Below are 23,203 nucleotides of genomic sequence, written 5' to 3' on the forward strand. Positions count from 1 at the left end.
AAAAAGCGCCGTATCGCTACGGCGCCTTTCATTTCCCACATGAGGCAATCGATCAAAGCGCTTCGAACACGCCCGCCGCGCCCATGCCGGTGCCGATGCACATCGTCACCATGCCGTACTTCTGCTTGCGGCGGCGCATGCCGTGGATCAGCGTGGCGGCGCGGATCGCGCCGGTGGCGCCAAGCGGATGGCCGAGCGCAATGGCGCCGCCCAACGGGTTGACCTTGGCCGGATCGAGGCCGAGATCGCCGATCACCGCCAGTGCCTGAGCGGCAAACGCTTCGTTGAGCTCGATCCAGTCCAGCTGGTCCTGGGTCAGGCCAACCTGCTTGAGCGCCTTGGGAATCGCTTCCTTCGGACCGATGCCCATCACTTCCGGCTTCACGCCAGCCACGGAGAAGCCGACGTAGCGCGCGATCGGGGTGAGGTTGAATTCCTTCACCGCCTTCTCGCTGGCGATCAGCAGGGCGCCGGCGCCGTCGGACATCTGCGAGGAATTGCCGGCCGTCACCGAGCCGCCGAACTTGTCGTTGCGGAACACCGTCTTCAACTTCGACAGCACTTCCAGCGTGGTGCCGGAGCGCGGGCCTTCGTCGGTGTCGATCAGGCGGCTGTCGGTCTTGATGCCGCGCGTGGCCAGGTCGGGGTAATGGTCGTCGAGCTGGAACGGCGTGATTTCTTCCTTGAATTCGCCGGCGGCGATGGCGGCCAACGCGCGGCGATGGCTTTCCACGGCGAACGCGTCCTGCTGCTCGCGCGTGACCTTCCACTGCTCGGCCACTTTCTCGGCGGTGATGCCCATGCCATAGGCGATGGCGACATCTTCCTTGTTGGCGAAGATGGCCGGATTCATGGCGATCTTGTTGCCCATCATCGGCACCATGCTCATGCTCTCGGTGCCGGCCGCGATCATCAGGTCGGCCACACCGAGCTGGATGCGGTCGGCGGCCATGGCGATGGCCTGCACGCCCGACGAGCAGAAGCGGTTGATGGTGACGCCCGGCACGGTGTACGGCAGGCCGGCGAGCAGGGCGCCGATGCGTGCCACGTTCATGCCTTGCTCGGCTTCGGGCATGGCGCAGCCGACGATCACGTCTTCGATGCGATGCGGATCGATGCCCGGCGCCTGCGCCATCACGGCGCGGATCACGTGGGCGAGCATGTCGTCCGGACGGGTGTTGCGGAATACGCCGCGCGGCGCCTTGCCGACCGGCGTGCGGGTGGCGGCGACGATGTAGGCGTCTTGCACTTGCTTGCTCATGGTTTTGCTCCGTGGCGTCGCGCGTGATTCGCGGCGACGCACTCAAAGTTTGTTCGCAGGTAAGGACGCTTGGTTAGTTGCGCAGCGGCTTGCCGGTGGTCATGGTGTGCGCGATGCGGGCCTGGGTCTTCTCGGTCTTGGCCAGCTCCACGAAGTGCTTGCGTTCCAGCTGCAGCAGCCACTCCTCGTCGACCTGCGAACCGCGTTCGATCTTGCCGCCGCACAGCGTGTCTGCGATGCGCGTGGCGATTGCGACGTCATGCGGCGAAGCGAAATAGCCTTCCGCCAGATTGGCGAGCGACGCCTGGAAGGTGGCCGTGCCCACATCGCCGGCGACCGGGATGTTGCGAGCCATCATCGGCGGACGCCAGCCGCTCTCGGCCAGCGACAGCGCGACCTTCTTGGCGACGTAGAGCAGTTCGTAGGCGTTGAACACCACGATGTCGCTGTCGCGCAGCAGGCCCAACTGCTTGGCTTCCATCGCGCTGCCGGAGACCTTCGCCATGGCGACCGTCTCGAACACTTTCTTCAGCGCTTCGAACGGATCTTCCGGGTTCGCCTTGGCGGCGCGGATGGCCAGCTCGTGCAAGCCGCCACCGGCCGGCAGCAGGCCCACGCCGGCCTCGACCAGACCGATATAGCTTTCCAGCGCCGCCACGGTGCGCGCCGAATGCATCTGGAATTCGCAGCCGCCGCCGAGGGCGAGACCGCGCACGGCCGACACCACCGGCACCAGCGAATGCTTGATGCGCATGCTGGTGGCCTGGAAGTTGGCGACCATCTTCTCGAAGTCGTCGAACTTGCCCGCCTGCAGCAGACCCAGCGCGCCCTTCAAATCGGCGCCGGCCGAGAACGGCTCGCCGGTCTGCCAGATCACCACCGCCTTGAGCTGCTGCTCGGCGACATCGATCGCCTGCTGCACGCCATCGAGCACGTGGTCGTTGACCGTGTTCATCTTGGTCTTGAACGAGATGATGCCCACGCCATCGTCGCCGAGCGTCCACAGACGCACGCCGTCGTTTTCCCACACCGTCGTGCCCTGGTCGAACTTCTCGCCAAGGATCGGATCGGGGAACAGCTGGCGCTGGTACACCGGATGCTGCGAGCGCGGCTTGTTCTTGCCTTCGGTAGCCGACCAGGAGCCATCCTTGCCGTGCACGCCGTTGCGGCCGTCGGTGACCCATGCCGGCAGCGGCGCCTTGCTCATGGCCTTGCCGGCCGCGATGTCTTCGGCGATCCAGCCCGCCACCTGCTGCCAGCCGGCAGCCTGCCAGGTCTCGAACGGACCGAGCTTCCAGCCGTAGCCCCAGCGGATGGCGAAGTCGACGTCGCGCGCAGTGTCAGCGATGTCGGCCAGGTGATAAGCGCTGTAATGGAACAGATCGCGGAAGGTCGCCCACAGGAACTGCGCCTGCGGATCGCTCGACGCGCGCAGCTTGCCGAACTTCTCGGCGGGGTCTTTGATCGCCAGGATCGCAGCGACTTCATCCGAAGCCTTCTGCTCGGACGGACGATAATCCTGCTTGGCCACGTCTAGCACGACGATGTCCTTGCCGGCCTTGCGATAGAAACCCGCGCCGGTCTTCTGGCCGAGCGCACCCTTTTCGATCAACGCGGACAGCCACACCGGCGCCTTGAAGTAGTCGTGCCACGGATCGTCGGCCAAGGTATCGGCCATGGTCTTGATCACGTGCGCCATGGTGTCCAGGCCGACCACGTCGGCGGTGCGGTAGGTCGCACTCTTGGGACGGCCCACGGCCGGACCGGTCAATGCGTCGACCGTGTCGAAGCCCAGGCCGAACTGCTGCGTGTGATGCATGGTGGCCAGCATCGAGAACACGCCGATGCGGTTGCCGATGAAGTTCGGCGTGTCCTTCGCATACACCACGCCCTTGCCGAGCGCGGTGGTGAGGAACGCTTCGAGGCCTTCCAGCACGTTCTTGTCGGTGAGTTTGGTCGGGATCAGCTCGACCAGATGCATATAGCGCGGCGGATTGAAGAAGTGCACGCCGCTGAAACGGTGGCGCATCTCTTCTGGCAGCGCTTCGGCCAGCTGGTTGATCGACAGGCCCGAAGTGTTGGACGCGATCACCGCGGTCGGCGACAGATGGGTGGCGATCTTCTTGTACAGATCCAGCTTCCAGTCCATCCGTTCGGCAATCGCTTCGATCACCAGGTCCACGTCCTTCAGATGATCGAGATGCTCGTCATAGTTGGCCGGGATGATGGTGGCGGCGACGTTCTTGTCGGCCAGCGGGGCAGGCGAGAGCTTCTGCAGGTTGGCGATGGCCTTCAGCGCGATGCCGCTCTTGGGACCTTCCTTGGCGGGCAGGTCGAACAGCACGGTCTCGACGCCGGCATTGCTCAGGTGCGCGGCGATCTGCGCGCCCATGACGCCGGCGCCCAGTACCGCAGCCTTGCGGATTCGTAGCGCTTTGGGGGTGGATGGAGCGGTCATTGGCTTCTCCGTAATGCGAAACGCTGGTGGTGAGAAAGACGTCGGCCGCAGCGGGCCGAAGGGAAGGTTGGAATCAGGGGGACTTCAGGCCGGAGGCGGCGAAGCGGATCAGGTGCTGCGCGGTCTGTTCGCGATGGCGGTCTTCGGGCACGTCGCTTTTGCGCTGGATCATGCCGAAACCCGACATCGCGTGAGTGAGCGCGCCGGTGACCAGATCCACTCGCCAGTACAGCTCTTCCTTGCTCAGTTGCGGCAGCAGGCGGGCGAATTCGGCGGTGAACTGGCGCATCACGTGGCCGTAGTTGTCCGACAGGAACTTGCGAAGGGTGTCGTCGTGCTCGGCGAACGCGCGGGCCAGCACGCGCATGAACAGCGAGCCGTTGCCATCGTGGGAAAGCTCCAGTGCAGGCACGATGAAGGCGGCCAGCACGTCCTCGACGGTGGTGCCGGCGTCGCCGGCGATCTTCTGCAGGGCAGCCATGCGGCGGCCGTTGAGCTGATCCAGGCGGCGGCGGAACACCTCTTCGATCAGCCGATCCTTGGAGCCGAAGTGATAATTGACCGCGGCCAGGTTGACCCCGGCGGCGGCGGTGAGCTGGCGCAGCGAGGCGCCTTCGAAGCCGTGCCGGGCGAACAATTCCTCCGCGGCGCCGAGAATGCGTTCCTTGGTGGGCATGGAAGCACTGGAAACTGGCATGGTCCGCAACTCCGGGCAGGAATCAAACGATCGTTTGAGGATACGCGGGACGATTTGCGCCCGTCAAACGGTCGTTTCAAGGGGCGCCGAGATCCCCTGCGCGCGGCTTGCGAATCAGGTAGAATCTGTCAAACTTTCGTGAGCTAAATCCCCATATCTAGTCGGGATTTGGCGTAAGTTCGCCGATAACGATCGGCCCGCCCACTCAAATACCAGTTTTTCCGGAGCACACCACATGGCGCTGGAGCGCACCCTTTCCATTATCAAGCCCGACGCCGTTGCCAAGAACGTGATCGGTGAAATTTATGCACGCTTCGAAAAGGCCGGCCTGAAAATCGTCGCCGCCAAGATGAAGCACCTGTCGCGCAAAGAAGCCGAAGGTTTCTATGCGGTGCACAAGGAGCGTCCGTTCTTCAACGCGCTGGTCGAGTTCATGATCTCCGGTCCGGTGATGATTCAGGCACTCGAAGGCGACAACGCGATCCTCAAGCATCGCGACCTGATGGGCGCCACCAATCCGAAGGACGCTGCGCCGGGCACGATCCGCGCCGACTTCGCCGATTCCATCGATGCGAACGCTGTGCACGGTTCCGACGCTGCCGAAACGGCTGCCGTCGAGATCGCGTACTTCTTCGCGACCACAGAAACGTTCTCGAGGTAAGTGCGCTCATCCATGAGCGCGAAGATCACGAAGCGGCCATCCATGGCCGCACTCTTCACGAAAACCGCGTTCCATTGGATAGCGTAAGGATTAAGAGGGCGGCGTTGAGCCGCAATATTTCAAGATGACTGATCAGGCAAATTCCACCACCACCGACAAGGTCAACCTGCTCGATTTCGATCGACAGGGGCTGCGTGATTTCTTCGCTCAATTGGGCGAGAAGCCGTATCGCGCCGAGCAGGTGATGAAGTGGATCTACCACCGCCTGGAAGACAACTTCGAAAACATGACGGATGTCGGCAAGACGCTTCGGGCCAAGCTCGAAGCGTCGTGCTATGTCGGTCCGCCGAAGACCATGTTCGACAAGGGCGCTGCCGACGGCACGCACAAGTGGTTGCTCGGCATGGACGGCGGCAACGCCGTCGAAGCGGTGTACATCCCCGAGCCGACCCGCGGCACGCTGTGCGTGTCGTCGCAGGTCGGTTGCGGCCTCAACTGCCAGTTCTGCTCCACCGCGACGCAGGGCTTCAACCGCAACCTTTCCACTGCCGAAATCATCGGCCAGATGTGGGTGGCGGCCAAATACCTCGGCAACATCACGCACCAGAACCGTCGCATCACCAACGTGGTGATGATGGGCATGGGCGAGCCGTTGCTGAACTTCGACAACGTCACCAAGGCGATGAGCCTGATGCGCGACGACCTCGGCTTCGGCCTGGCGTCCAAGCGCGTCACGCTGTCCACCGCCGGCCTGGTGCCGATGATCGACAAGTTGTCCGAGACCATCGACGTGTCGCTGGCGGTGTCGCTGCACGCAGCGAACGACGAGCTGCGCACGGAACTCGTCCCGCTCAACAAGCGCTATCCGATCGCCGAGCTGATGGCTTCGTGCCAGCGCTGGCTCGATCGCAAGCCGCGCACCTCGATCACCTTCGAGTACACCCTGATGAAGGGTGTCAACGACCAGCCCGAGCATGCACGCCAGTTGATCAAGCTGATGCGTCGCATGCCCCAGTGCAAGGTCAACCTGATTCCGTTCAATCCATTTCCTGGCACGCGTTTCGAGCGCTCCGACGCCGAGACCATCCGCGCCTTCCAGACCCAGTTGCTCAATGCCAACGTGCTGACCATGTTGCGCCGTACCCGCGGCGACGACATCGATGCGGCATGTGGCCAGCTCAAAGGGCAGGTATTGGACCGCACCCGTCGCCAGGCCGAATTTCGCAAGCGTCTGGACGAAGGGGCGAGTCATGCGGCTTGATCGAATTGTGTTGAGCGTGGGGGTGGCCATGCTCATGGTTGCCTGCGTACCGGTATCCAAAACGGCGACCAGCTCGAGCGAGGGCAGCAAGATCAACCGCCAGTCCAAGGCGGAGCAGAAGCAGGATGGCGCGCGCATCCACACCGAGTTGGCCCAGCAGTACATGGCCAATGGCGATCTGGAAGACGCGCTGGTCAAGATCAACAAGGCCCTGCAGTTCGATCCGAACTACGTGCCCGCGCACACCGTGGCCGCGGTGATCTACGAACGCATCAACGACCTGCCCAACGCCGAGCTGCATTACCGCAAGGCCGCCTCGCTGGCGCCGGACAAGGGCGACACCAACAACAACCTCGGCTGGTTCCTGTGCAACCGCGAGGACAAGACGGCCGAATCCCAAGCCTATTTCCAGAAGGCCGTGGCCGACCCGTTCTACCAGACGCCTTCGCTGGCCTGGACCAATGCCGGCATCTGCCAGGCCAAGGGCCAGAACCTGGCGGTGGCCGAGACGGACTTCCGCAAGGCCATCTCAATCGATCCGAATAACGGCGGGGCGTTGTATCAACTCGCCAATGTGCTTTATCTTCAGAACGATGCGTTCCGCGCACGTGCTTTCATCCAGCGCTATGAAGCGCAGGGTCAGCCGACCGCGGCCTCGCTGAAGCTTGGGCACGACATCGAAGCACGGTTGGGCAACAAGGATGCTGCTCTCAACTACAGCAGGCGACTGCAAAGCCAGTTCCCGGACTCGGAGCAGGCTCGCGCCCTCGACGCAACCGCACGCCAATGACCTCTCAGCAGTCAAATTCGGCCGATAGCGGCAACCGAGAATTCCCATTTACTGAAGCCCCCAACGCCACCATGGAAACCGAACACAACTCGCTGGAAGCGATCAAGGGCAGCCTTGGCGGGCGTTTGCGCGCCGCGCGCGAGGCACGCGGACTGGATGTGGAGACGTGTGCGCATGCACTGCGTCTGCCGACCCGCGTGCTCAGGCAGATCGAGAGCAACGAATACGGCGGCATCGACCACCACGTCTACCTGGGCAGCTATCTCACCAAGTACGCGCGCTATCTGGGCGTGGACGAGGACGAGGTGAAGCTCGAGCTCGAGCGCATCCGGCCGCCCGAGCCCGCGCTGGTTGCCACCGGTGGCATCTCGCACTCGCGCTATCTGTTGGAAAATTACGCGCGCGCCGCGACTTATGTGGTGCTGACCGCGGCGATCGTGGTGCCGACCATCTGGCTCGGCGTGCGCGGTACGCTGGATCGCGACGTCAGCCATCTGTCGCCGCTGGACGCTGCGCCCGTGGCCCAGCTGGATGCGCCGGCGAGCGGTGCCAGCGCGGCCTCGTCCACGCTCGCTTCCGCGCCGAACGCACAAGAGGGCGCGTCCAGCCCGGCAGCGACGCCTGCGCCGCAGTCCGCGCAGGCAGCGGCTGCCGCCCAGGAGCAGCCCCTGATGGCGTCCATGACGCCGTTCCCGAACCTCGGCGATACCCACGCCGCCGCGCCGGCGGCCCCGACGCCTGCTGCGCCGACCGGCGAGGGCGCCCACAGCCTGGTGCTGAACCTGCAGAACGCCAGCTGGGTGGAAGTCACCGGCAAGGACGGCTCGCGTCTCGAATACGGTCTGCTGCCCGCTGGCAGCTCCAAGACCTACCGCAGCGACCAGCCGCTGGAAGTGCGCATCGGCAACGCCGGCGGTGCCCAGGTCACGCTGGATGGCCAGCCCATGCCGCTGGACAGCTATCGCCGTTCCAATGTCGCGCATTTCCGCATCGAGTTGCGCGACGGCAAGGCCGCTCCCGCAGGGACGTGAGCTGCGCGCCAGGCCTGTGCGGCCTGGCGCAATCGGTTATGCTTGCCCATTGTCCGCTCGGCAACGAGCGGGCAAGTCGGCTGATTTTCTTTTCCGCATGACGGGCGCCGCCAGGAGCCTTCGATGTGCGGTTCCCCAAGGGTGATTGCATGGCATTTGAAGCGTACGACGATTACGAACAGAGCGAACGCGTACAGCAGTGGTTGCGCCAGAACGGCCTGTCCATCGTCGTCGGCATCGCGATTGGCCTGGTCGGCATCTTCGGCTGGCAGCAGTGGAACAAGCACAAGGCCGAGCACCAGGCCGATGCCGCCAATCTCTACCAGCAGATCCAGGTGGCCGCGGCCGCCGGCAAGACCGACAGCGCGGACTCGCTGACCGAGCAATTGCTCAAGGACTATGCCGACTCCACCTACGCGATGTTCGCCGTCAGCGACCGCGCCGAGCGCCAGGTCCAGGCCAAGCAGTTGGACAAGGCCGTGGAATCGCTTGGCTGGGCCGAGAGCCATGCCTCCGATCCGAACCTGAAGGCGCTGGCGCAGATGCGCATCGCGCGCGTGCAACTGGGCCAGGGCAAGGCGGCCGACGCGCTTGCCGCGCTCGATCGCATGCCGCCCAAGGCCTATGAAGGCGTCGCACAGGAACTACGCGGCGATGCGCTGGTCAAGCTTGGGCGCCCAGACGATGCCCGCAAGGCCTACGTAGCCGCCAAGGCGGCGATGGGTGAGAACGCGCCGCAAAGCGTGCAGATGAAAATCGATGATCTGGCCGTGGCCGGGAAGCAGGGTGCATGAAACCTGAAGTGAAGAAGCGCGGTGCGATGAAGCGCGTGTGGCTGGTGGCGCTGACCTCCATGGTGGTGCTGGCCGGCTGTCATTCGTTCAAGAAGGAAAACGTCCAGCCGCCGACTCCGCTGGCCAAGGATTTCAAGCCCACCACCGAGGTGAGCAAGCTGTGGACCACTAGTGTGGGCGATGGCTCCGGCGAAAGCGGCGTGCGTCTGCGCCCGGCCTTTGCCGACGGCGTGCTGTACGCCTGCAGCACCGACGGCAAGGTCGCCGCCATCGACGCCACCAGCGGCAAGACGCTGTGGTCGAAGAGCTCGCGTACCCAGGGCTGGTTCGGCTGGGGCGACAAGAAGCGCGCCGACGCGCTCTACGCCGGTGGCCCGATGGTCTCGGGCGACCTGCTGGTGGTCGGCACGCTCGATGGCCACGTCTACGGCATCAATGCGAAGGACGGCAGCCCGCGTTGGGAATCGGCCGTCAATTCCGAAGTGATTTCCTCGCCGGTCATCTCCGGCAACCTGGTCATTGCGCGCACGCAGGATGGCCGTCTGTACGGTTTCGACAGCGCCACCGGCGAGCGCCGCTGGGTCTACGACCAGGACACCGTGCCGCTGCTCAGCCTGCGCGGCAACGGTCCGCTGCTGGTCGCCAATGGCGTGGTGTTCTACGGCAACGACGCCGGCAAGCTGGTGGCACTGCGCCTGGACAACGGCGAGAAGCTGTGGGAACAGAAGCTCGCCAGCGGCGAAGGCCGTACCGAGATCGATCGCCTGGCCGACGCCGACGGTTCGATCCTGCTCCAGGGCACCACCCTCTACGGCGCCGCCTATCACGGCAATATCTCCGCGTTCGACGGTCCCAGCGGCCGTCCGCTGTGGGCACGTCCGTTCTCGACCTTCACCTCGCTGGACATCACCGACAACGCCCTCTATGGCGTGAACGACGAGTCCCAGGTGTGGTCGTTCGACAAGGGCACCGGCGCCGACATGTGGAAGAACGACGCGCTGAAGTATCGCTGGCTCACCGCGCCTGCGGTGCTTGGCGATTACGTCGTGGTCGGCGACCTCGAGGGCTACGTGCACTTCCTGCAGACCGGCGACGGTGCGCTGGCTGCGCGCGAACGCCTGTCCAAGAAAGCCATTCGCGCCCAACCGCTGGTTGTCGGCGACATCGTGTACGTCGAAGACGTGAAGGGCCGCATCGGCGCTTACCGTCTCGGCGGACACTAATCGTTTCAAAGGTTGTCTGAATCATGCTGCCCGTCGTTGCCCTGGTCGGTCGTCCCAATGTCGGTAAATCGACCCTATTCAACGCAATGACGCGCAGCCGTGACGCCCTGGTGGCCGATATGCCGGGCGTTACGCGAGATCGACACTACGGCGTGTGCCGCACCGGCACACGCCCGTTCGTGGTGGTGGACACCGGCGGCCTGTCCGGCGACGAGGACGGCATCGACGGCCTGACCGCGCAGCAGGTGCGCCTGGCCATCGAAGAGGCCAGCGTGCTGGTCTTCGTGGTGGACGCCCGCGACGGCCTGCTGCCGCAGGACCGCACCATCCTCGACGAGCTGCGCCGCAGCGGCAAGCCGATCATCGCCGGCGTCAACAAGACCGACGGCCTGGATCTTCAGAACGCGATGGCGGAATTCGCCGTGTTCGGCATCGCCAACACGCTGCCGCTGGCGGCATCGCACAATCGCGGCACCGACGATCTGGTCGCTTCGGCCATCACGCTGCTGCCCGAAGACCAGCACGAAGAGATCGATCCGGTCGAGGCAGACAGCATCCGCGTCGCCATCGTTGGCCGTCCGAATGCGGGCAAGTCCACGCTGATCAATCGCCTGCTGGGCGAGGATCGCCTGATCGTGTCCGACGTGGCCGGCACCACCCGCGATCCCATCCGCGTGTCGCTGGAACGCGACGGCCGCAAGTACACCCTGATCGACACCGCCGGCGTGCGTCGCAAGGCGCGTGTCGAGGAAGCGGTGGAGAAGTTCAGCGTCATCAAGACGCTGCAGTCGATGGCCGCCGCCCAAGTGGTGGTGCTGATGGTCGATGCACGCGAGAACCTGGCCGACCAGGACCTTACGCTGATCGGTCATGCGCTCGACGAGGGCAGGGCGCTGGTCATCGCCGTCAACAAGTGGGACGGCATGGACGGCTACCAGCGCGAACAGTGCCAGCGTGCGCTGGAGCGTCGCCTGCAGTTCGTCGACTGGGCCAAGACAGTGTTCATCTCCGCGCTGCATGGTTCGGGCCTGCGCGAGCTGATGAAAGCGGTGGTGAACGCGCATCGTGCCGCCACCAAGGAACTGGGTTCGTCCGAACTGACCAAGGCGCTCGAACTGGCCTACGAGAGCTACCAGCCGCCGCTGGTTCGCGGGCATGCTCCCAAGCTGCGCTTTGCGCACCCGGGCGGCACCAACCCGCCGAGCATCGTCATCCACGGCAGCCGCACCAAGCACATCGCGCCCGCTTATCGCCGCTATCTGGAAAACTTCTTCCGCAAGCGCTTCAAGCTGGATGGCACACCGGTGCGCATCTTTTTCCGCGACGGCGAGAACCCGTTCGCCGGCAAGAAGAACGTGCTCACGGAAGCGCAGCAGCGCAAGCGTCAGCGCATGGTCCGTGAGATGAAGAAGCGCCGCTGAGGCGCGACCCATCGCTCTGCTGTGGGAGCGCATCCTGTGCGCGACCGCGGCGCATCGTTGTACCTCGGTTCGTACAACTCGCGTCAGGCTGTTTGATTCCCGCGCTCCGCACAGTCGCGCACAGGGTGCGCTCTCACAGGCAGGTGGCGGGTGCGCTGGAGTAAGCTAACGCGATGACGAGCCTCAACCGCGACAGCTGGCTGGCCTCCCTGCGCGCCAGCATTCCCGAGATATCCCCGGCCGAAGCCCTGGCCCGGCAGGCGCAAGGCAGCCTGCTGATCGACGTGCGCGAGGATGGCGAACGTGCCAGCGGCCTGCCGCTGGGTGCCGTCGGTGTGTCGCGCGGTTTTCTCGAACTGCGGATCGAGCAGCTGCTGCCCGATCGTACCCATCCGGTGCTTCTGTTGTGCGGCAGCGGACAGCGCTCCCTGCTCGCCGCCGAAGCACTGCAGCGCATGGGTTATGAGCACGTGGCCTCGGTGGCCGGCGGTTTCCAGCAATGGAAAACGGAGGGCCTGCCGGTGGCTCAGGGGGCGCTCGACAGCGACGCCGCCGAACGCTATGCACGCCAACTGCAATTGCCGCAGGTAGGCGAGGCAGGGCAGGCAAAACTGGCGTCCGCGCGCGTGGCGTTGCTGGGGGCGGGTGGTCTTGGTGCGCCGGCTGCGCTGTATCTGACGGCGGCCGGTGTCGGGCAACTCACGCTCATCGACGACGATCGCGTCGAACGATCCAATCTGCATCGGCAGATCATCCATGCGGATGCGCGCGTCGGCATGGCCAAGACCGAATCGGCACGGATCGCACTGGCCGCGCTCAATCCGCGTGTGCGCGTGGAGATCCGCACCGAACGCCTGCAGGCCGACAACGTCGAGCGACTGTTGATCGACCACGACCTGGTCATCGATGGCGCGGACAACTTTCCCGCGCGCTATCTCGTGGCGGTAGCGTCCCAGCGCTTGCGCCTTCCGATGGTCTACGGTGCGGTGGAACGTTTCAGCGGCCAGGTCAGCGTGTTCGATCCGCGCCGCGCCGATTCGCCATGCTATCGCTGCCTGTTCCCCGAGCCGCCCGCCGCCGCCGATGCACCCAATTGCAGCGAGGCGGGCGTGCTGGGTGTGCTGCCCGGCATCGTGGGTCTGTTGCAGGCCACCGAGGCGCTCAAGCTCATTCTCGAGATCGGCGATCCGCTGGTCGGTCGCCTGCTCAACTTCGATGCGCTCGCCATGCGCTTTCGCGAAACGCGTCTACCGCGCGATCCCGATTGCCCCGGCTGCGCTGAAGGCGCCACGTTCCAGGGCTACGAAGACCTGCTGCAGATGTGCGCCGCGGCGGGCTGATCAGCGCAGGTCGTTCGCAACCAGCGAGTAGATCGCCGCGTCCACCGGCTCGCCACGCAGCATAAGCCGGTGGCGGGCGACGCCCTCGAGGTGCGCGCCGGCGCGTTCGGCAACGCGTCGACTGGCGTGATTGTCGGCGGCGACCACGATCTCCAGCCGCCGCAGATCGGTGGCGCGCAATGCGTGCCGCGCCAGCAGGCGCACGGCCGCGGTGGCAACGCCTTGCTCCTGGCGCGACTGGCGCACCCAGTAGCCCAGGTTGGCCATGCCGATGTCGGGCTGCCAATGATTGAGGGCGACGCTGCCGATGACCTCGTCGCTGCTGCGATCGGCGATGGCCAGCGCGCATTCGTCGCCGACGCCCTGCCAGGCCAGGCGGGTTTGCGCGACCCAGCGGCGGGCATCCTCCAGGCTGTAGGCAGGTGTGCACCAGGACTGCCAACGGCCAATGGTTTTCATCGACTCGTGCAAGGCGGCATGCAGTGCCGGGGCATCGGTCGAACGGTAAGGGCGCAGCCGTACCTGACTGTCTTCCAGTGCCGGTCCGGGCGACGCGTCGTCGCGCTCGGGCGGCAGCAACGAGTACACGGCCGCCGGAAGGGCCTTGCCATCGAGAATGATGCGGTTGGGCAAGATCCCGTCGAAATGGGCGCCCAGGCGCTCGGCGGTGCGCCGGCTCGCCAGGTTGTCGACGCCGATCACGATCTCGATGCGGACCAGGCCGAGTACCTGGAAACCGAACGCGGCGATCGCGCGAGTCGCGCGCGTGGCGACGCCCTGGCCCTGGGCCGACTCGCGCACCCAGTAACCGAGATTGGCGCTGCCTCGTTTCGGGTCGATGCGGTTGAGCGCCAGATCGCCCAGCACGCGCCCTTGCGCATCGAACACGCCAAAGTCGTGGACGTCGCCACGCTCGCGGCCGGCCTGGCATTCGGCGATCCAGTTCGCGCTGTCCTCCAGGCTGTAACCCTCGTGCAGCCAGGGCAGCCAGGGCGAAACCGAAGCGATCGACTCGCGGGTGGCCTCGAACAGCGCCTGCGCGTCGTCGGGTCGCCACGGCCGCAGGCGCAGGCCTTGCGCGTCGAGTTCGAGAGAGGCGGGCAAGTTGGCTGTGTCGGTCATGCGGGATCGTTTGTGTGCGTGCGGCCGAGCCGGGATAATGGGTTTCTTTGTAGACGGTCCCGATCATGAGCGCACGCATCCTCGACGGCAAACGCATTGCGCAGGAACTGATGGAGCGGATCGGGCGCCGGGTCGCCGAGCGCGTTGCCAGGAACCTGGACGTGCCCGGCCTTGCCGTGGTGCTGGTGGGCGACGACGCCGGTTCCTCCGTCTACGTTCGCAATAAACGCAAAGCCTGCCATCAGGTTGGCTTCCGCTCGTTCGATTTCGATCTGCCTGCGAGCACCACGCAGGAAGAACTGATCGCGCTGATCGACCGGCTCAATGCCGACCCGGCAGTGCACGGCATCCTGGTGCAGTCGCCGTTGCCCGAGCACATCGACGAGGACGCGCTGGTCGACCGCATCGATCCGGGCAAGGACGTGGACGGATTCCAGGCCGTCAACGTGGGCCGCCTGGCGTTGCGCCGCTTCGGCCTGCGTCCGTGCACGCCGCGCGGCGTGATGACCTTGCTCGGCCACACCGACCGTCCGGTGCGCGGCCAGCATGCGGTGGTGGTGGGCGTGTCCAACCACGTCGGTCGCCCGCTGGCGCTGGAACTGTTGATCGCCGGCTGCACCACCACCTGCTGCCACAAGTTCACCCGCGACCTGGAAGGCTTCGTGCGCCAAGCGGACATCGTGATCGTCGCGGTCGGTCGCCCGGGTCTGGTCAAGGGCGAATGGATCAAGCCGGGTGCGGTGGTGGTGGACGTGGGTATCAACCGCCTGGAAGACGGCCGCCTGGTGGGCGACGTGGACTTCGCGACCGCCGCCGAACGCGCCAGCTGGATCACGCCGGTGCCGGGTGGCGTCGGTCCCATGACGGTGGCGACACTGCTGGAAAACACGCTCGAAGCGGCGGAAGCACGCGAAGCTGCGCAGCAGGCCTGAGCGCAGATTTTTTGTGGGAGCGCACTTGTGCGCGACAAACCTACGAAGCGGTAGGCCGCCGCGCTCCCACAGGGGAGCAGGCTCCGCGACCTTGAAAACTGCGACGTCAAACCACATGCAAGCGGCCATCCTGCAGCGGGTCTGGCCGACTTTTCGTTCATACGGAGTGTGGCGAGGCCTAGGCCTTCTGCGTATAATCTCCTCTTTGCAGCGGGACAAAACGCATGCGCATCCTCGCCGAGGCTCTCACCTACGACGATGTTTACCTCGTTCCGGCCCATTCGGCCGTTCTGCCACGTGACGTAGATACTTCCACGCAGCTCACCCGGAACCTGCGACTGAACATTCCCATCGTGTCCGCCGCGATGGACACGGTGACCGAAGCCCGCCTCGCCATCACCATGGCCCAGCAGGGCGGCATCGGCATCATCCACAAGAACATGACCGCCGAGCAGCAGGCCGCTGAAGTGCGCCTGGTGAAGAAGTTCGAAGCCGGCGTGATCCGCAGCCCCATTTCCGTCGGTCCGAATACTTCCATTCGCGAAGTGCTGCAGCTGACCCGCGCGCACAACATCTCCGGCGTGCCGGTGGTGGATGGCGAACAGCTGGTGGGCATCGTCACCAGCCGCGATCTGCGCTTCGAGCGCAAGCATGAAGATCCCGTGCGCAACATCATGACCCGCCAGGAGAAGCTGGTGACGGTGCGTGAAGGCGCCAGCCAGGACGAAGTGCTGCAGCTGCTGCACAAGCACCGCATCGAGAAAGTGCTGGTGGTCAACGACGACTTCCAGTTGCGTGGCCTGATCACCGTCAAGGACATCCAGAAGGCCCGTGACAACCCGAACGCCGCCAAGGATCGCCTCGAGCGTCTGCTGGTCGGTGCCGCGGTGGGCGTAGGTGGCGACACCGAAGCACGTATTGAAGCGCTGGTCGACGCAGGCGTGGACGTGCTGGTGGTCGATACCGCGCACGGCCATTCGCAGGGCGTGATCGATCGCGCCGGCTGGGTGAAGAAGCGCTACCCGCAGGTGCAGGTGATTGCCGGCAATATCGTTACCGGCGAAGCGGCGCGTGCGCTGCTCCATGCCGGCGTCGATGCGGTGAAGGTGGGCGTGGGTCCCGGCTCGATCTGCACTACGCGCGTTGTCGCCGGTGTCGGTGTGCCGCAGATCACCGCGATCGACCTCGTCGCGACCGCGCTGAAGGATGAGATCCCGCTGATCGCCGACGGTGGCATCCGCTACTCGGGCGATATCCCCAAGGCGCTCGCCGCCGGTGCATCCACCGTGATGCTGGGTTCGATGTTTGCCGGTACCGAAGAATCGCCGGGCGACGTCGAACTGTTCCAAGGCCGCCAGTACAAGAGCTACCGCGGCATGGGTTCGCTGGGTGCGATGGCGCTGGGTTCCAAGGACCGCTATTTCCAGGACGAAGCCGACGCCGACAAGCTGGTGCCCGAAGGCATCGAAGGTCGCGTGCCGTACCGTGGTTCGCTGCGCAACATCATCCACCAGCTGATCGGTGGCCTGCGTGCCTCGATGGGTTACCTCGGTGCCGCCACGGTCGACGATGTGCGCAACAACGCGCAGTTCGTGAAGGTGACCGGCGCCGGCGTCACTGAAGCGCACCCGCACGACATCCAGATCACCAAGGAAGCGCCGAATTACCGGCTCAATTCCTGAGGGATACGCGCCGGCCCGATGGCCGGCGCATTCGTTTTAACGGGAGGCGACGCCCACGCGCGTCGCCTTCGCATTCACTGAATCAAGCGCGGGCAGGGCAAGCCTGCAGCGCACCGGAGCCGGACCGTGACCGACATCCATAGCGACAAAATCCTCATCCTCGATTTCGGCGCGCAGTACACGCAGCTGATCGCCCGCCGCGTGCGCGAGATCGGGGTCTACTGCGAAATCTGGGCGTGGGACCACGACCCGGCTGAGATCGCCGCGTTCGGCGCCAAGGGCATCATCCTGTCCGGCGGCCCCGAGTCGACCACCTTGCCGGGCGCGCCCAAGGCGCCGCAGGAAGTGTTCGATGCCGGCCTGCCGATTCTCGGCATCTGCTACGGCATGCAGACGCTCGCCGCGCAGCTGGGTGGCGCCACCGAGGCTGCCGACGCGCGCGAGTTCGGCCACGCCGAAGTGGACATCGCGACGACCAGCCGCCTGTTCGCGGGCCTGAGCGACCACGACAGCGCGCATCGCCTGGACGTCTGGATGAGCCATGGCGACCACGTGTCCAAGGCGCCGCCGGGCTTCGTGATCACCGGCACCACCGACCGCATCCCCGTCGCGGTGATGGAAAACGAGGACAAGCGCTGGTACGGCGTGCAGTTCCATCCGGAAGTGACGCACACCAAGCAGGGCACCGCGCTGCTTAAGCGTTTCGTCACGGAAATCTGCGGCTGCCAGACGCTGTGGACCGCCGCGCACATCATCGAAGACCAGATCGCCCGCGTGCGCGAGCAGGTTGGCAACGATCACGTACTGCTTGGTCTTTCCGGCGGCGTGGATTCGTCCGTGGTGGCCGCGCTGCTGCACCGGGCCATCGGCGACCAGCTGACCTGCGTGTTCGTCGATACGGGCCTGCTGCGCTTCCAGGAAGGCGACCAGGTGATGGCCACCATGGCCGAGCACATGGGCGTGAAGGTGATCCGCGTCAATGCCGCCGAGCGCTACTTCAAGGCCCTGGAAGGCGAGGCCGATCCGGAAGCCAAGCGCAAGATCATCGGCCGCCTGTTCGTGGAAATCTTCGACGAGGAATCGGCCAAGGTCACCAACGCCGGCCACGGCCAGGTGAAGTGGCTGGCCCAGGGCACCATCTATCCGGACGTGATCGAGTCCGCCGGCAGCAAGACCGGCAAGGCGCACGTGATCAAGAGCCACCACAACGTGGGCGGCCTGCCGGAGCACATGAAACTCAAGCTGGTCGAGCCGCTGCGCGAGCTGTTCAAGGACGAGGTGCGCCGCATCGGCGTGGAACTCGGCCTGCCGCGCGCCATGGTCTACCGCCATCCGTTCCCTGGCCCTGGCCTGGGCGTGCGCATCCTGGGCGAAGTGAAGCCCGAATACGCCGAGTTGCTGGCCCGTGCCGATGCCATCTTCATCGAAGAGCTGCGCGCCTGGGATCTGTACGACAAGACCAGCCAGGCCTTCGCCGTGTTCCTGCCGGTGAAGTCGGTGGGCGTGGTGGGCGATGCCCGAGCCTACGAATGGGTGATTGCCCTGCGTGCGGTCGAGACGATCGACTTCATGACGGCGCATTGGGCGCACCTGCCGTACGACTTCCTTGGCAAGGTTTCCAATCGTATTATCAATGAGTTGCGCGGTGTTTCTCGTGTCGTTTATGACATCAGTGGCAAGCCGCCCGCAACCATTGAGTGGGAGTGAGTTCCCGACTTCGGGGCGACGGCGACTTTCTCAGAAAGTCGCCGTAATTCGTTGATATCAAAGGGACGTTGATGATGGTGGACGAGGCCCGCAACGAGCTGTTGTTCTCCTACGGCACCTTGCAGCTCGAGCGCGTCCAGCTTGCGTCCTTCGGGCGCGTGCTCGAAGGCGAAGATGACGCCATGCCGGGCTACCGCCGGACGCTGATCGAGATCACCGATCCCGAGGTGCTGCGCCAGAGCGGCGAGCAATTCCATCCCATCGTCGCGCCCAGCGACAACCCGTCGGACGAAGTCGCCGGCAAGGTGTTCCGCATCACTGCGGCTGAGCTGGCCGCGGCCGATCGCTACGAGGTCGCCGACTACCAGCGGGTCGCCGTGCGGCTGAAGTCGGGCAAGCAGGCCTGGATCTACATCCAGGCCTGAGCGCACTCGCCAAGCAAGGTCCGCAACCCGCGGAAGGCGGTGTCGGATGTCGCGGTTTTTGCCCCCCGGCGCGGATCACCCTGACGCGCTCAACGCATTGAACGCCTCCATGTGCTGAACGATATGGCGCTGCAGTCGCTGCGCGGCGGCGGGCAGCGCACGACCGCGCCGGGCCACCAGTTGGGCCTGTACCTCGGTGAGCAAGGGGTGGGCCACGGGAATCGCTTTCAGGGTTCCGCGCTGGAGATCGTCGTAAACGGCAAAGGCGGGAAGCAGGGTCGCACCCATGCCGCAGCGGGCGAAACCGGTTAGGCAGATCAGGTGATCCGATTCCATTGCCAGCTTGAGACGTCGATGCTCGGCGGCTTCGATCTGCTCGACGATCTTGCGTGTGCCGAAGCCGGCATGCGCCAGCGCAAACGGATGCTCGAACAGAGTTCCGACCTGCAACAAGGTGGCTTCGGCCAGCGGATGCTGCGCGCATACCACCACGCACAACGGCTGCGGGTGGGACCGCACCTCTTTCAAGCGCCCCTGGTGCGAGTGAAAGCCGGGACCATAAATCAGGCCGAGGTGAACTTCATCCTGCTCGAGCCAGCCAAGGATGTCGTTGATGCTGCCCAGCTGCAGATGGATGGCGATGCCGGGATGCTGTGCATGGAACGGCTGCAGCACGTGTCGCATGAGGTCATCGGCAAAGCCCTGCACGGCGCCAATGCTTACTGTGCCGATCGACAAACCCGCCAGCGCATTCAAGCGCGACGCCAGCGATTCCTCCTGGGCCAGGTGGTTGCGGTAGTGCTCGATCAGCAAGCGGCCGGCTTCGGTCGGCTTGGCGCCACGGCGATTGGTTTCCATCACCGGCGTGCAAGTCACTTTCTCCAGCTCGGCGATCTGCCGGCTGACCACTGAAGGCGCGACGTCCAGGAAGTCTGCCGCTGCGCGCATGCTGCCCAGTCGCGCTGCTTCGAACAGATACTTCAGTCGGCCCATCGACAGACCATTCATTCGCAATCCTTGGCGAAACATCGAGAAGACAGTGTTGCCTTGAAGGCAAAGACGTTGTCAGGGCGATGTCATTGTTCGCATAGCAGGCGCTCAACACAATCGATGCCACGGCCTACGAAGGGAATCGCCGATGACATCGTTGACGTTCCGCAACGCGAGCATGTTCGACAGCACTACCGGCGAGCTTCTAACCGGCATGTCTGTGCGCATCGAGGACGAGACCATCACCGCCGTCGTCCAGGGAGATTTGCCTGACAACGGCGGAGCCAGCATTGCGCTCGACGGTCTTACCTTGCTTCCAGGATTGATCGATGCGCACGTGCATGTCACAGCGATCGTCGCTGACTTCTTCAAACTCTCATTGATGACGCAATCGCTGATTGCCGCCCACACCGAGACGGTGCTGGAGGCCATGCTTCGGCGTGGCTACACCACGGTGCGGGATGCGGGCGGGGCTGATTCGGGTCTGGTGCAGGCGATCGAACAAGGACATATCGTCGGGCCGCGGCTATTGATTGCGGGACAGGCCATCACGCAGACCGGCGGTCACGGTGACCCGCGTCCGCCACACTTTTCCCATGGCGGTTGCATCTGCTGCGGCTCGGCCGGCCTGCTCGGTTACGTCGCCGACGGCGTGCCCGAGGTTCGGCGGGCGGTACGGGAGCAGATCCGCAACGGCGCCCATCACATCAAGGTGATGGCCGGTGGTGGCATCTCGACGCCAAACGATCCACTCGACGGCCTGCAATTCTCCACTGAGGAACTGGGCGCAATCGTGGAAGAGGCGGACGCGGCCCGGACTTACGTGATGGCGCACGCGTATTCGCCGGAGGCGATCAGTCGGGCCGTGCGAGCGGGTGTGCGCTCGATCGAGCACGGCAACCTGCTCGACGAGCAGACGGCCGAGCTGATGGCGCGATACGGCGTTTATCTGGTGCCCACGCTGGCCACTTACGCGGCGTTGGCCGAGCGCGGCAGCGCGCTGGGCTGGGCGCCCGCCATGCTGGAGAAGTGCGCCCAGGTGAAAGACCGCGGCCTCGAGGCGATACGCATCGCGCAGGCGGCCGGGGTGAAGATCGCGCTGGGCTCGGATCTGCTCGGCGACATGCACGATCTGCAGTGCGACGAACTCGTGCTGCGCCAACAGGTGATGTCGCCGGCGCAAGTCCTGCGCAGTGCGACTCACGTCAATGCAGAGCTGATAGGAGCGTCGGGGCGGTTGGGCGTCATCGCCGAGGGGGCGTGCGCCGATCTGTTGGTCATGGACGGTGACCCTCTGCGCGATCTGCGCGCTTTCCAACACGAACGCAATCTTCGGATGGTGCTCAAGGCAGGCAAGCCGGTGGTCGACCGACTCACTCGCGCGCCGGCCTGAACGGTCCAAACGCCGGACACGGCAACGCTGCGTGGCCATGGGGATGGCCGCGCTTCCCGTCCCATCGTCGTTCTCTTCAAACCGCGTCGCTCGCCGACGCAGGGGGGGTACTTTGTCATTCGTTTCGTCAAGAACGGAAAGCTGGCCGTACGCCAGCTACCACCGCCGCCTGTTCCTCATCGGTGGCCTGGGCTACGCATTCGATGCGATGGACACGGCTGTACTGGCTTTCATCCTGCCGGTGCTGCGCTCGCTATGGAGCTTGAGCAGCGCGCAGACCGGCGTGCTGGGCAGCGTGGCGTACATCGGTTTCTTCTTCGGTGCGCTTGGCGCGGGTTTGCTCGGCGACGTGTTCGGCCGGCGTCGCGTGATGATGTATGCGCTGGCCATCTATGCAGCAGCTTCGTTGGCCTCGGCGTGGTCGACGTCGTGGTCGATGTTCCTGGTCTTGCGCATCATCGCTGGCATCGGCACCGGGGCAGAGAGCGCCATCATCGCGCCGTACCTGGCGGAGTTCGTGGCCAAGCGCTATCGCGGCACCTTCGTTGGCGCGCTCACCGGTTTCTTCTCGTTCGGCTTCGTGGCCGCCGCGGCGCTCGGCTATTTCGTCGTCCGCTCATGCGCGGAAGGCTGGCGGGTCGTGCTCATCATCACCGCATTGCCGGTAGGCATGTTGCTGTGGTGGCGGCGCTCGCTCGATGAATCGCCGCGCTGGCTCGAAAGTCGCGGACGGCATGCAGAGGCGAGGGCGATCATCGCCAAGATCGAATCGACCTTCGACCAGCGTACGCCATCATCCGACACGGCAGCGGAGGCGGCGGCAGCGAGCGGAAAGGATCTGGGACGACCGTCGTTGAATGTTTTGTTGCAAGGCCTGTGGCACGGCAGGCAGGCGCGCGTCACGACGATGGCCTGGCTGATGTGGCTCTCGCTCACCTTCAGCTACTACCTGTTCTTTACCTGGATTCCCGGCCTGCTGATGCAGAAAGGGATGGGCATCACGCAGAGCTTCGGCTACTCGTTCATCATCTATCTGGCGCAGATTCCAGGCTATTTCTCGGCAGCACTGCTGAACGAAAAAATCGGGCGCAAAGGCACCATCGTGCTGTACATGACGATGGGTACGGCCTTCGCCCTGGCGATGGCTTTCGCCCACGATCATCAGGCGATCCTGCTGGCCGGCGCGTGTCTCTCGTTTGCGATGAATGGCGCCTATGCCGGCGTCTACGCTTACACGGCGGAAATCTTTCCCACTGCGATCCGTGCGATCGGTGCGGGCAGTTCGTCGGCAGTGGGGCGCATCGGTGCCATCAGTGCTCCGTTGCTGGTGGGACTGCTGTATCCGGTGCTCGGCTTCGGTGGCGTGTTCGCCATGACCACGGTGGTGCTGGCGGCAGGTGTGTGCGCGGTGATCCTGCTCGGGCCGCAGACCACGGGCTTGTCGCTGGAGGCCATCTCGGCAGAGGAGGGCAGCCCATGAGGGATCATCTGCCCCACGAACTGGTCCTGATCGAACGGGCCTGCTTCCAGGCGAAAGGCACGCACGACGTATTCCATGCCGTCGACTCGGCGTTGCAACGCATGGTCGGACACCGGTTGCTGACGATTCTCGTCTACGACGATGCCATGACCCTTGCCACGCGGCTCTATTCCAGCGATCCGGCGACCTATCCCGAGGGAGCGCTCGATCCGGTCGCATCGTCGGCCTGGGCCGAGCAGGTATTGCATCTGGGCCTGCCGTTTGTCGGCCATAGCGAGGAGGAGCTTGCCTCGGTCTTCGCCTATCACCAGCGGCTGGCTTCTCTGGGCCTGGGCAGCGTCGTGAACATGCCGGTCCGTTGGCGCGGCAGGGTGCTCGGCAGCTTGAACATGCTCGATGCGCCAGGGCGCTACGCCCATCTCGAGATCGATCTCGTTCGAATCCTTGCCCACCTGGTCGTGCCGGCGTTGCTGGCCCGCTGAACCATCGCGTGGCTTCCCACGCATCGCTCGAAAGACCTCGCTTCAATCGTCTG

General features: G+C 64.8%; 20 protein-coding genes. 15 read left to right on the plus strand and 5 right to left on the minus strand.

The window, feature by feature from the left end:
* Positions 1-52: 52 nt before the first annotated feature.
* From ISP20_RS12645 to ISP20_RS12655, 3 genes are all read right to left on the minus strand, one after another.
* Positions 53-1,261, minus strand: a complete 1,209-nt coding sequence (locus ISP20_RS12645) for an acetyl-CoA C-acyltransferase (protein ID WP_204636446.1) — start codon at positions 1,259-1,261, stop codon at positions 53-55.
* A 73-nt stretch (positions 1,262-1,334) separates the two neighbouring features.
* Positions 1,335-3,719, minus strand: a complete 2,385-nt coding sequence (locus ISP20_RS12650) for a 3-hydroxyacyl-CoA dehydrogenase/enoyl-CoA hydratase family protein (RefSeq protein WP_204636447.1) — start codon at positions 3,717-3,719, stop codon at positions 1,335-1,337.
* Between the two features lie 73 nt (positions 3,720-3,792).
* Positions 3,793-4,416 (minus strand): TetR/AcrR family transcriptional regulator, encoded by a 624-nt coding sequence (locus ISP20_RS12655; protein WP_204636448.1) that lies wholly within the window; start codon positions 4,414-4,416, stop codon positions 3,793-3,795.
* Between the two features lie 235 nt (positions 4,417-4,651).
* On the opposite strand from ISP20_RS12655, the gene ndk reads away from it, so the two are divergent.
* The 8 genes from ndk (at position 4,652) to moeB (ending at position 12,937) form a co-directional block, all read left to right on the plus strand.
* Entirely contained in the window at positions 4,652-5,077 is a 426-nt protein-coding gene (ndk, locus tag ISP20_RS12660; RefSeq protein ID WP_204636449.1) for a nucleoside-diphosphate kinase, read from the plus strand.
* Between the two features lie 124 nt (positions 5,078-5,201).
* A complete protein-coding gene (rlmN, locus tag ISP20_RS12665; RefSeq protein ID WP_204636450.1) occupies positions 5,202-6,338 on the plus strand; it encodes a dual-specificity RNA methyltransferase RlmN in 1,137 nt (378 codons plus the stop codon).
* A gap of 28 nt (positions 6,339-6,366) precedes the next feature.
* Positions 6,367-7,128, plus strand: a complete 762-nt coding sequence (pilW, locus tag ISP20_RS12670; RefSeq protein ID WP_239535764.1) for a type IV pilus biogenesis/stability protein PilW — start codon at positions 6,367-6,369, stop codon at positions 7,126-7,128.
* Positions 7,129-7,199: 71 nt separating this feature from the next.
* Positions 7,200-8,159 carry a helix-turn-helix domain-containing protein gene (locus ISP20_RS12675; RefSeq protein WP_239535766.1) on the plus strand — a complete coding sequence of 320 codons (960 nt, stop codon included), beginning with the start codon at positions 7,200-7,202 and terminating at the stop codon, positions 8,157-8,159.
* Positions 8,160-8,308: 149 nt separating this feature from the next.
* Entirely contained in the window at positions 8,309-8,953 is a 645-nt protein-coding gene (locus tag ISP20_RS12680; RefSeq protein WP_204636453.1) for a YfgM family protein, read from the plus strand.
* Complete coding sequence (bamB, locus tag ISP20_RS12685; RefSeq protein WP_204636454.1) at positions 8,950-10,176, plus strand: outer membrane protein assembly factor BamB; 1,227 nt, start codon at positions 8,950-8,952, stop codon at positions 10,174-10,176. Before ISP20_RS12680 ends, bamB begins: the two co-directional genes overlap by 4 nt.
* Positions 10,177-10,199: 23 nt before the next feature.
* Positions 10,200-11,597, plus strand: a complete 1,398-nt coding sequence (gene der / locus ISP20_RS12690) for a ribosome biogenesis GTPase Der (RefSeq protein ID WP_204636455.1) — start codon at positions 10,200-10,202, stop codon at positions 11,595-11,597.
* A gap of 173 nt (positions 11,598-11,770) precedes the next feature.
* On the plus strand, positions 11,771-12,937 hold the full coding sequence (moeB, locus tag ISP20_RS12695) for a molybdopterin-synthase adenylyltransferase MoeB (RefSeq protein ID WP_204636456.1): 1,167 nt from the start codon (positions 11,771-11,773) through the stop codon (positions 12,935-12,937).
* Here the strand turns inward: moeB and ISP20_RS12700 are convergent, their stop codons facing one another.
* On the minus strand, positions 12,938-14,059 hold the full coding sequence (locus tag ISP20_RS12700; RefSeq protein ID WP_204636457.1) for a GNAT family N-acetyltransferase: 1,122 nt from the start codon (positions 14,057-14,059) through the stop codon (positions 12,938-12,940). It abuts the gene before it with no gap.
* Between the two features lie 65 nt (positions 14,060-14,124).
* Between ISP20_RS12700 and folD the strand changes: the two genes are divergently transcribed.
* The 4 genes from folD (at position 14,125) to ISP20_RS12720 (ending at position 18,805) form a co-directional block, all read left to right on the plus strand.
* The gene (gene folD, locus ISP20_RS12705) at positions 14,125-14,991 is read left to right on the plus strand and encodes a bifunctional methylenetetrahydrofolate dehydrogenase/methenyltetrahydrofolate cyclohydrolase FolD (RefSeq protein WP_204636458.1); all 867 of its coding nucleotides are present in this window, start codon (positions 14,125-14,127) and stop codon (positions 14,989-14,991) included.
* A 224-nt stretch (positions 14,992-15,215) separates the two neighbouring features.
* Positions 15,216-16,673, plus strand: a complete 1,458-nt coding sequence (guaB, locus tag ISP20_RS12710) for an IMP dehydrogenase (protein ID WP_204636459.1) — start codon at positions 15,216-15,218, stop codon at positions 16,671-16,673.
* Between the two features lie 126 nt (positions 16,674-16,799).
* Entirely contained in the window at positions 16,800-18,380 is a 1,581-nt protein-coding gene (guaA, locus tag ISP20_RS12715; protein WP_204636460.1) for a glutamine-hydrolyzing GMP synthase, read from the plus strand.
* A 71-nt stretch (positions 18,381-18,451) separates the two neighbouring features.
* The gene (locus tag ISP20_RS12720) at positions 18,452-18,805 is read left to right on the plus strand and encodes a gamma-glutamylcyclotransferase family protein (protein WP_204636461.1); all 354 of its coding nucleotides are present in this window, start codon (positions 18,452-18,454) and stop codon (positions 18,803-18,805) included.
* 75 nt (positions 18,806-18,880) lie between these two features.
* Here the strand turns inward: ISP20_RS12720 and ISP20_RS12725 are convergent, their stop codons facing one another.
* Positions 18,881-19,813, minus strand: coding sequence for a LysR family transcriptional regulator (locus ISP20_RS12725; RefSeq protein ID WP_204636462.1), 933 nt, complete (start codon positions 19,811-19,813; stop codon positions 18,881-18,883).
* Positions 19,814-19,973: 160 nt separating this feature from the next.
* Here ISP20_RS12725 and ISP20_RS12730 point away from each other — a divergent pair, with 160 nt between their 5' ends.
* The 3 genes from ISP20_RS12730 (at position 19,974) to ISP20_RS12740 (ending at position 23,150) form a co-directional block, all read left to right on the plus strand.
* Positions 19,974-21,188: a metal-dependent hydrolase family protein gene (locus ISP20_RS12730; RefSeq protein WP_204636463.1), complete on the plus strand. Its 1,215-nt coding sequence runs from the start codon at positions 19,974-19,976 to the stop codon at positions 21,186-21,188.
* Positions 21,189-21,300: 112 nt separating this feature from the next.
* Positions 21,301-22,668 (plus strand): MFS transporter, encoded by a 1,368-nt coding sequence (locus tag ISP20_RS12735; RefSeq protein WP_204636464.1) that lies wholly within the window; start codon positions 21,301-21,303, stop codon positions 22,666-22,668.
* Positions 22,665-23,150 carry a GAF domain-containing protein gene (locus tag ISP20_RS12740; protein ID WP_204636465.1) on the plus strand — a complete coding sequence of 162 codons (486 nt, stop codon included), beginning with the start codon at positions 22,665-22,667 and terminating at the stop codon, positions 23,148-23,150. Before ISP20_RS12735 ends, ISP20_RS12740 begins: the two co-directional genes overlap by 4 nt.
* Positions 23,151-23,203 lie beyond the last annotated feature (53 nt).

Source organism: Dyella kyungheensis, assembly GCF_016905005.1.
In the GTDB taxonomy this organism is placed as follows: domain Bacteria; phylum Pseudomonadota; class Gammaproteobacteria; order Xanthomonadales; family Rhodanobacteraceae; genus Dyella; species Dyella kyungheensis.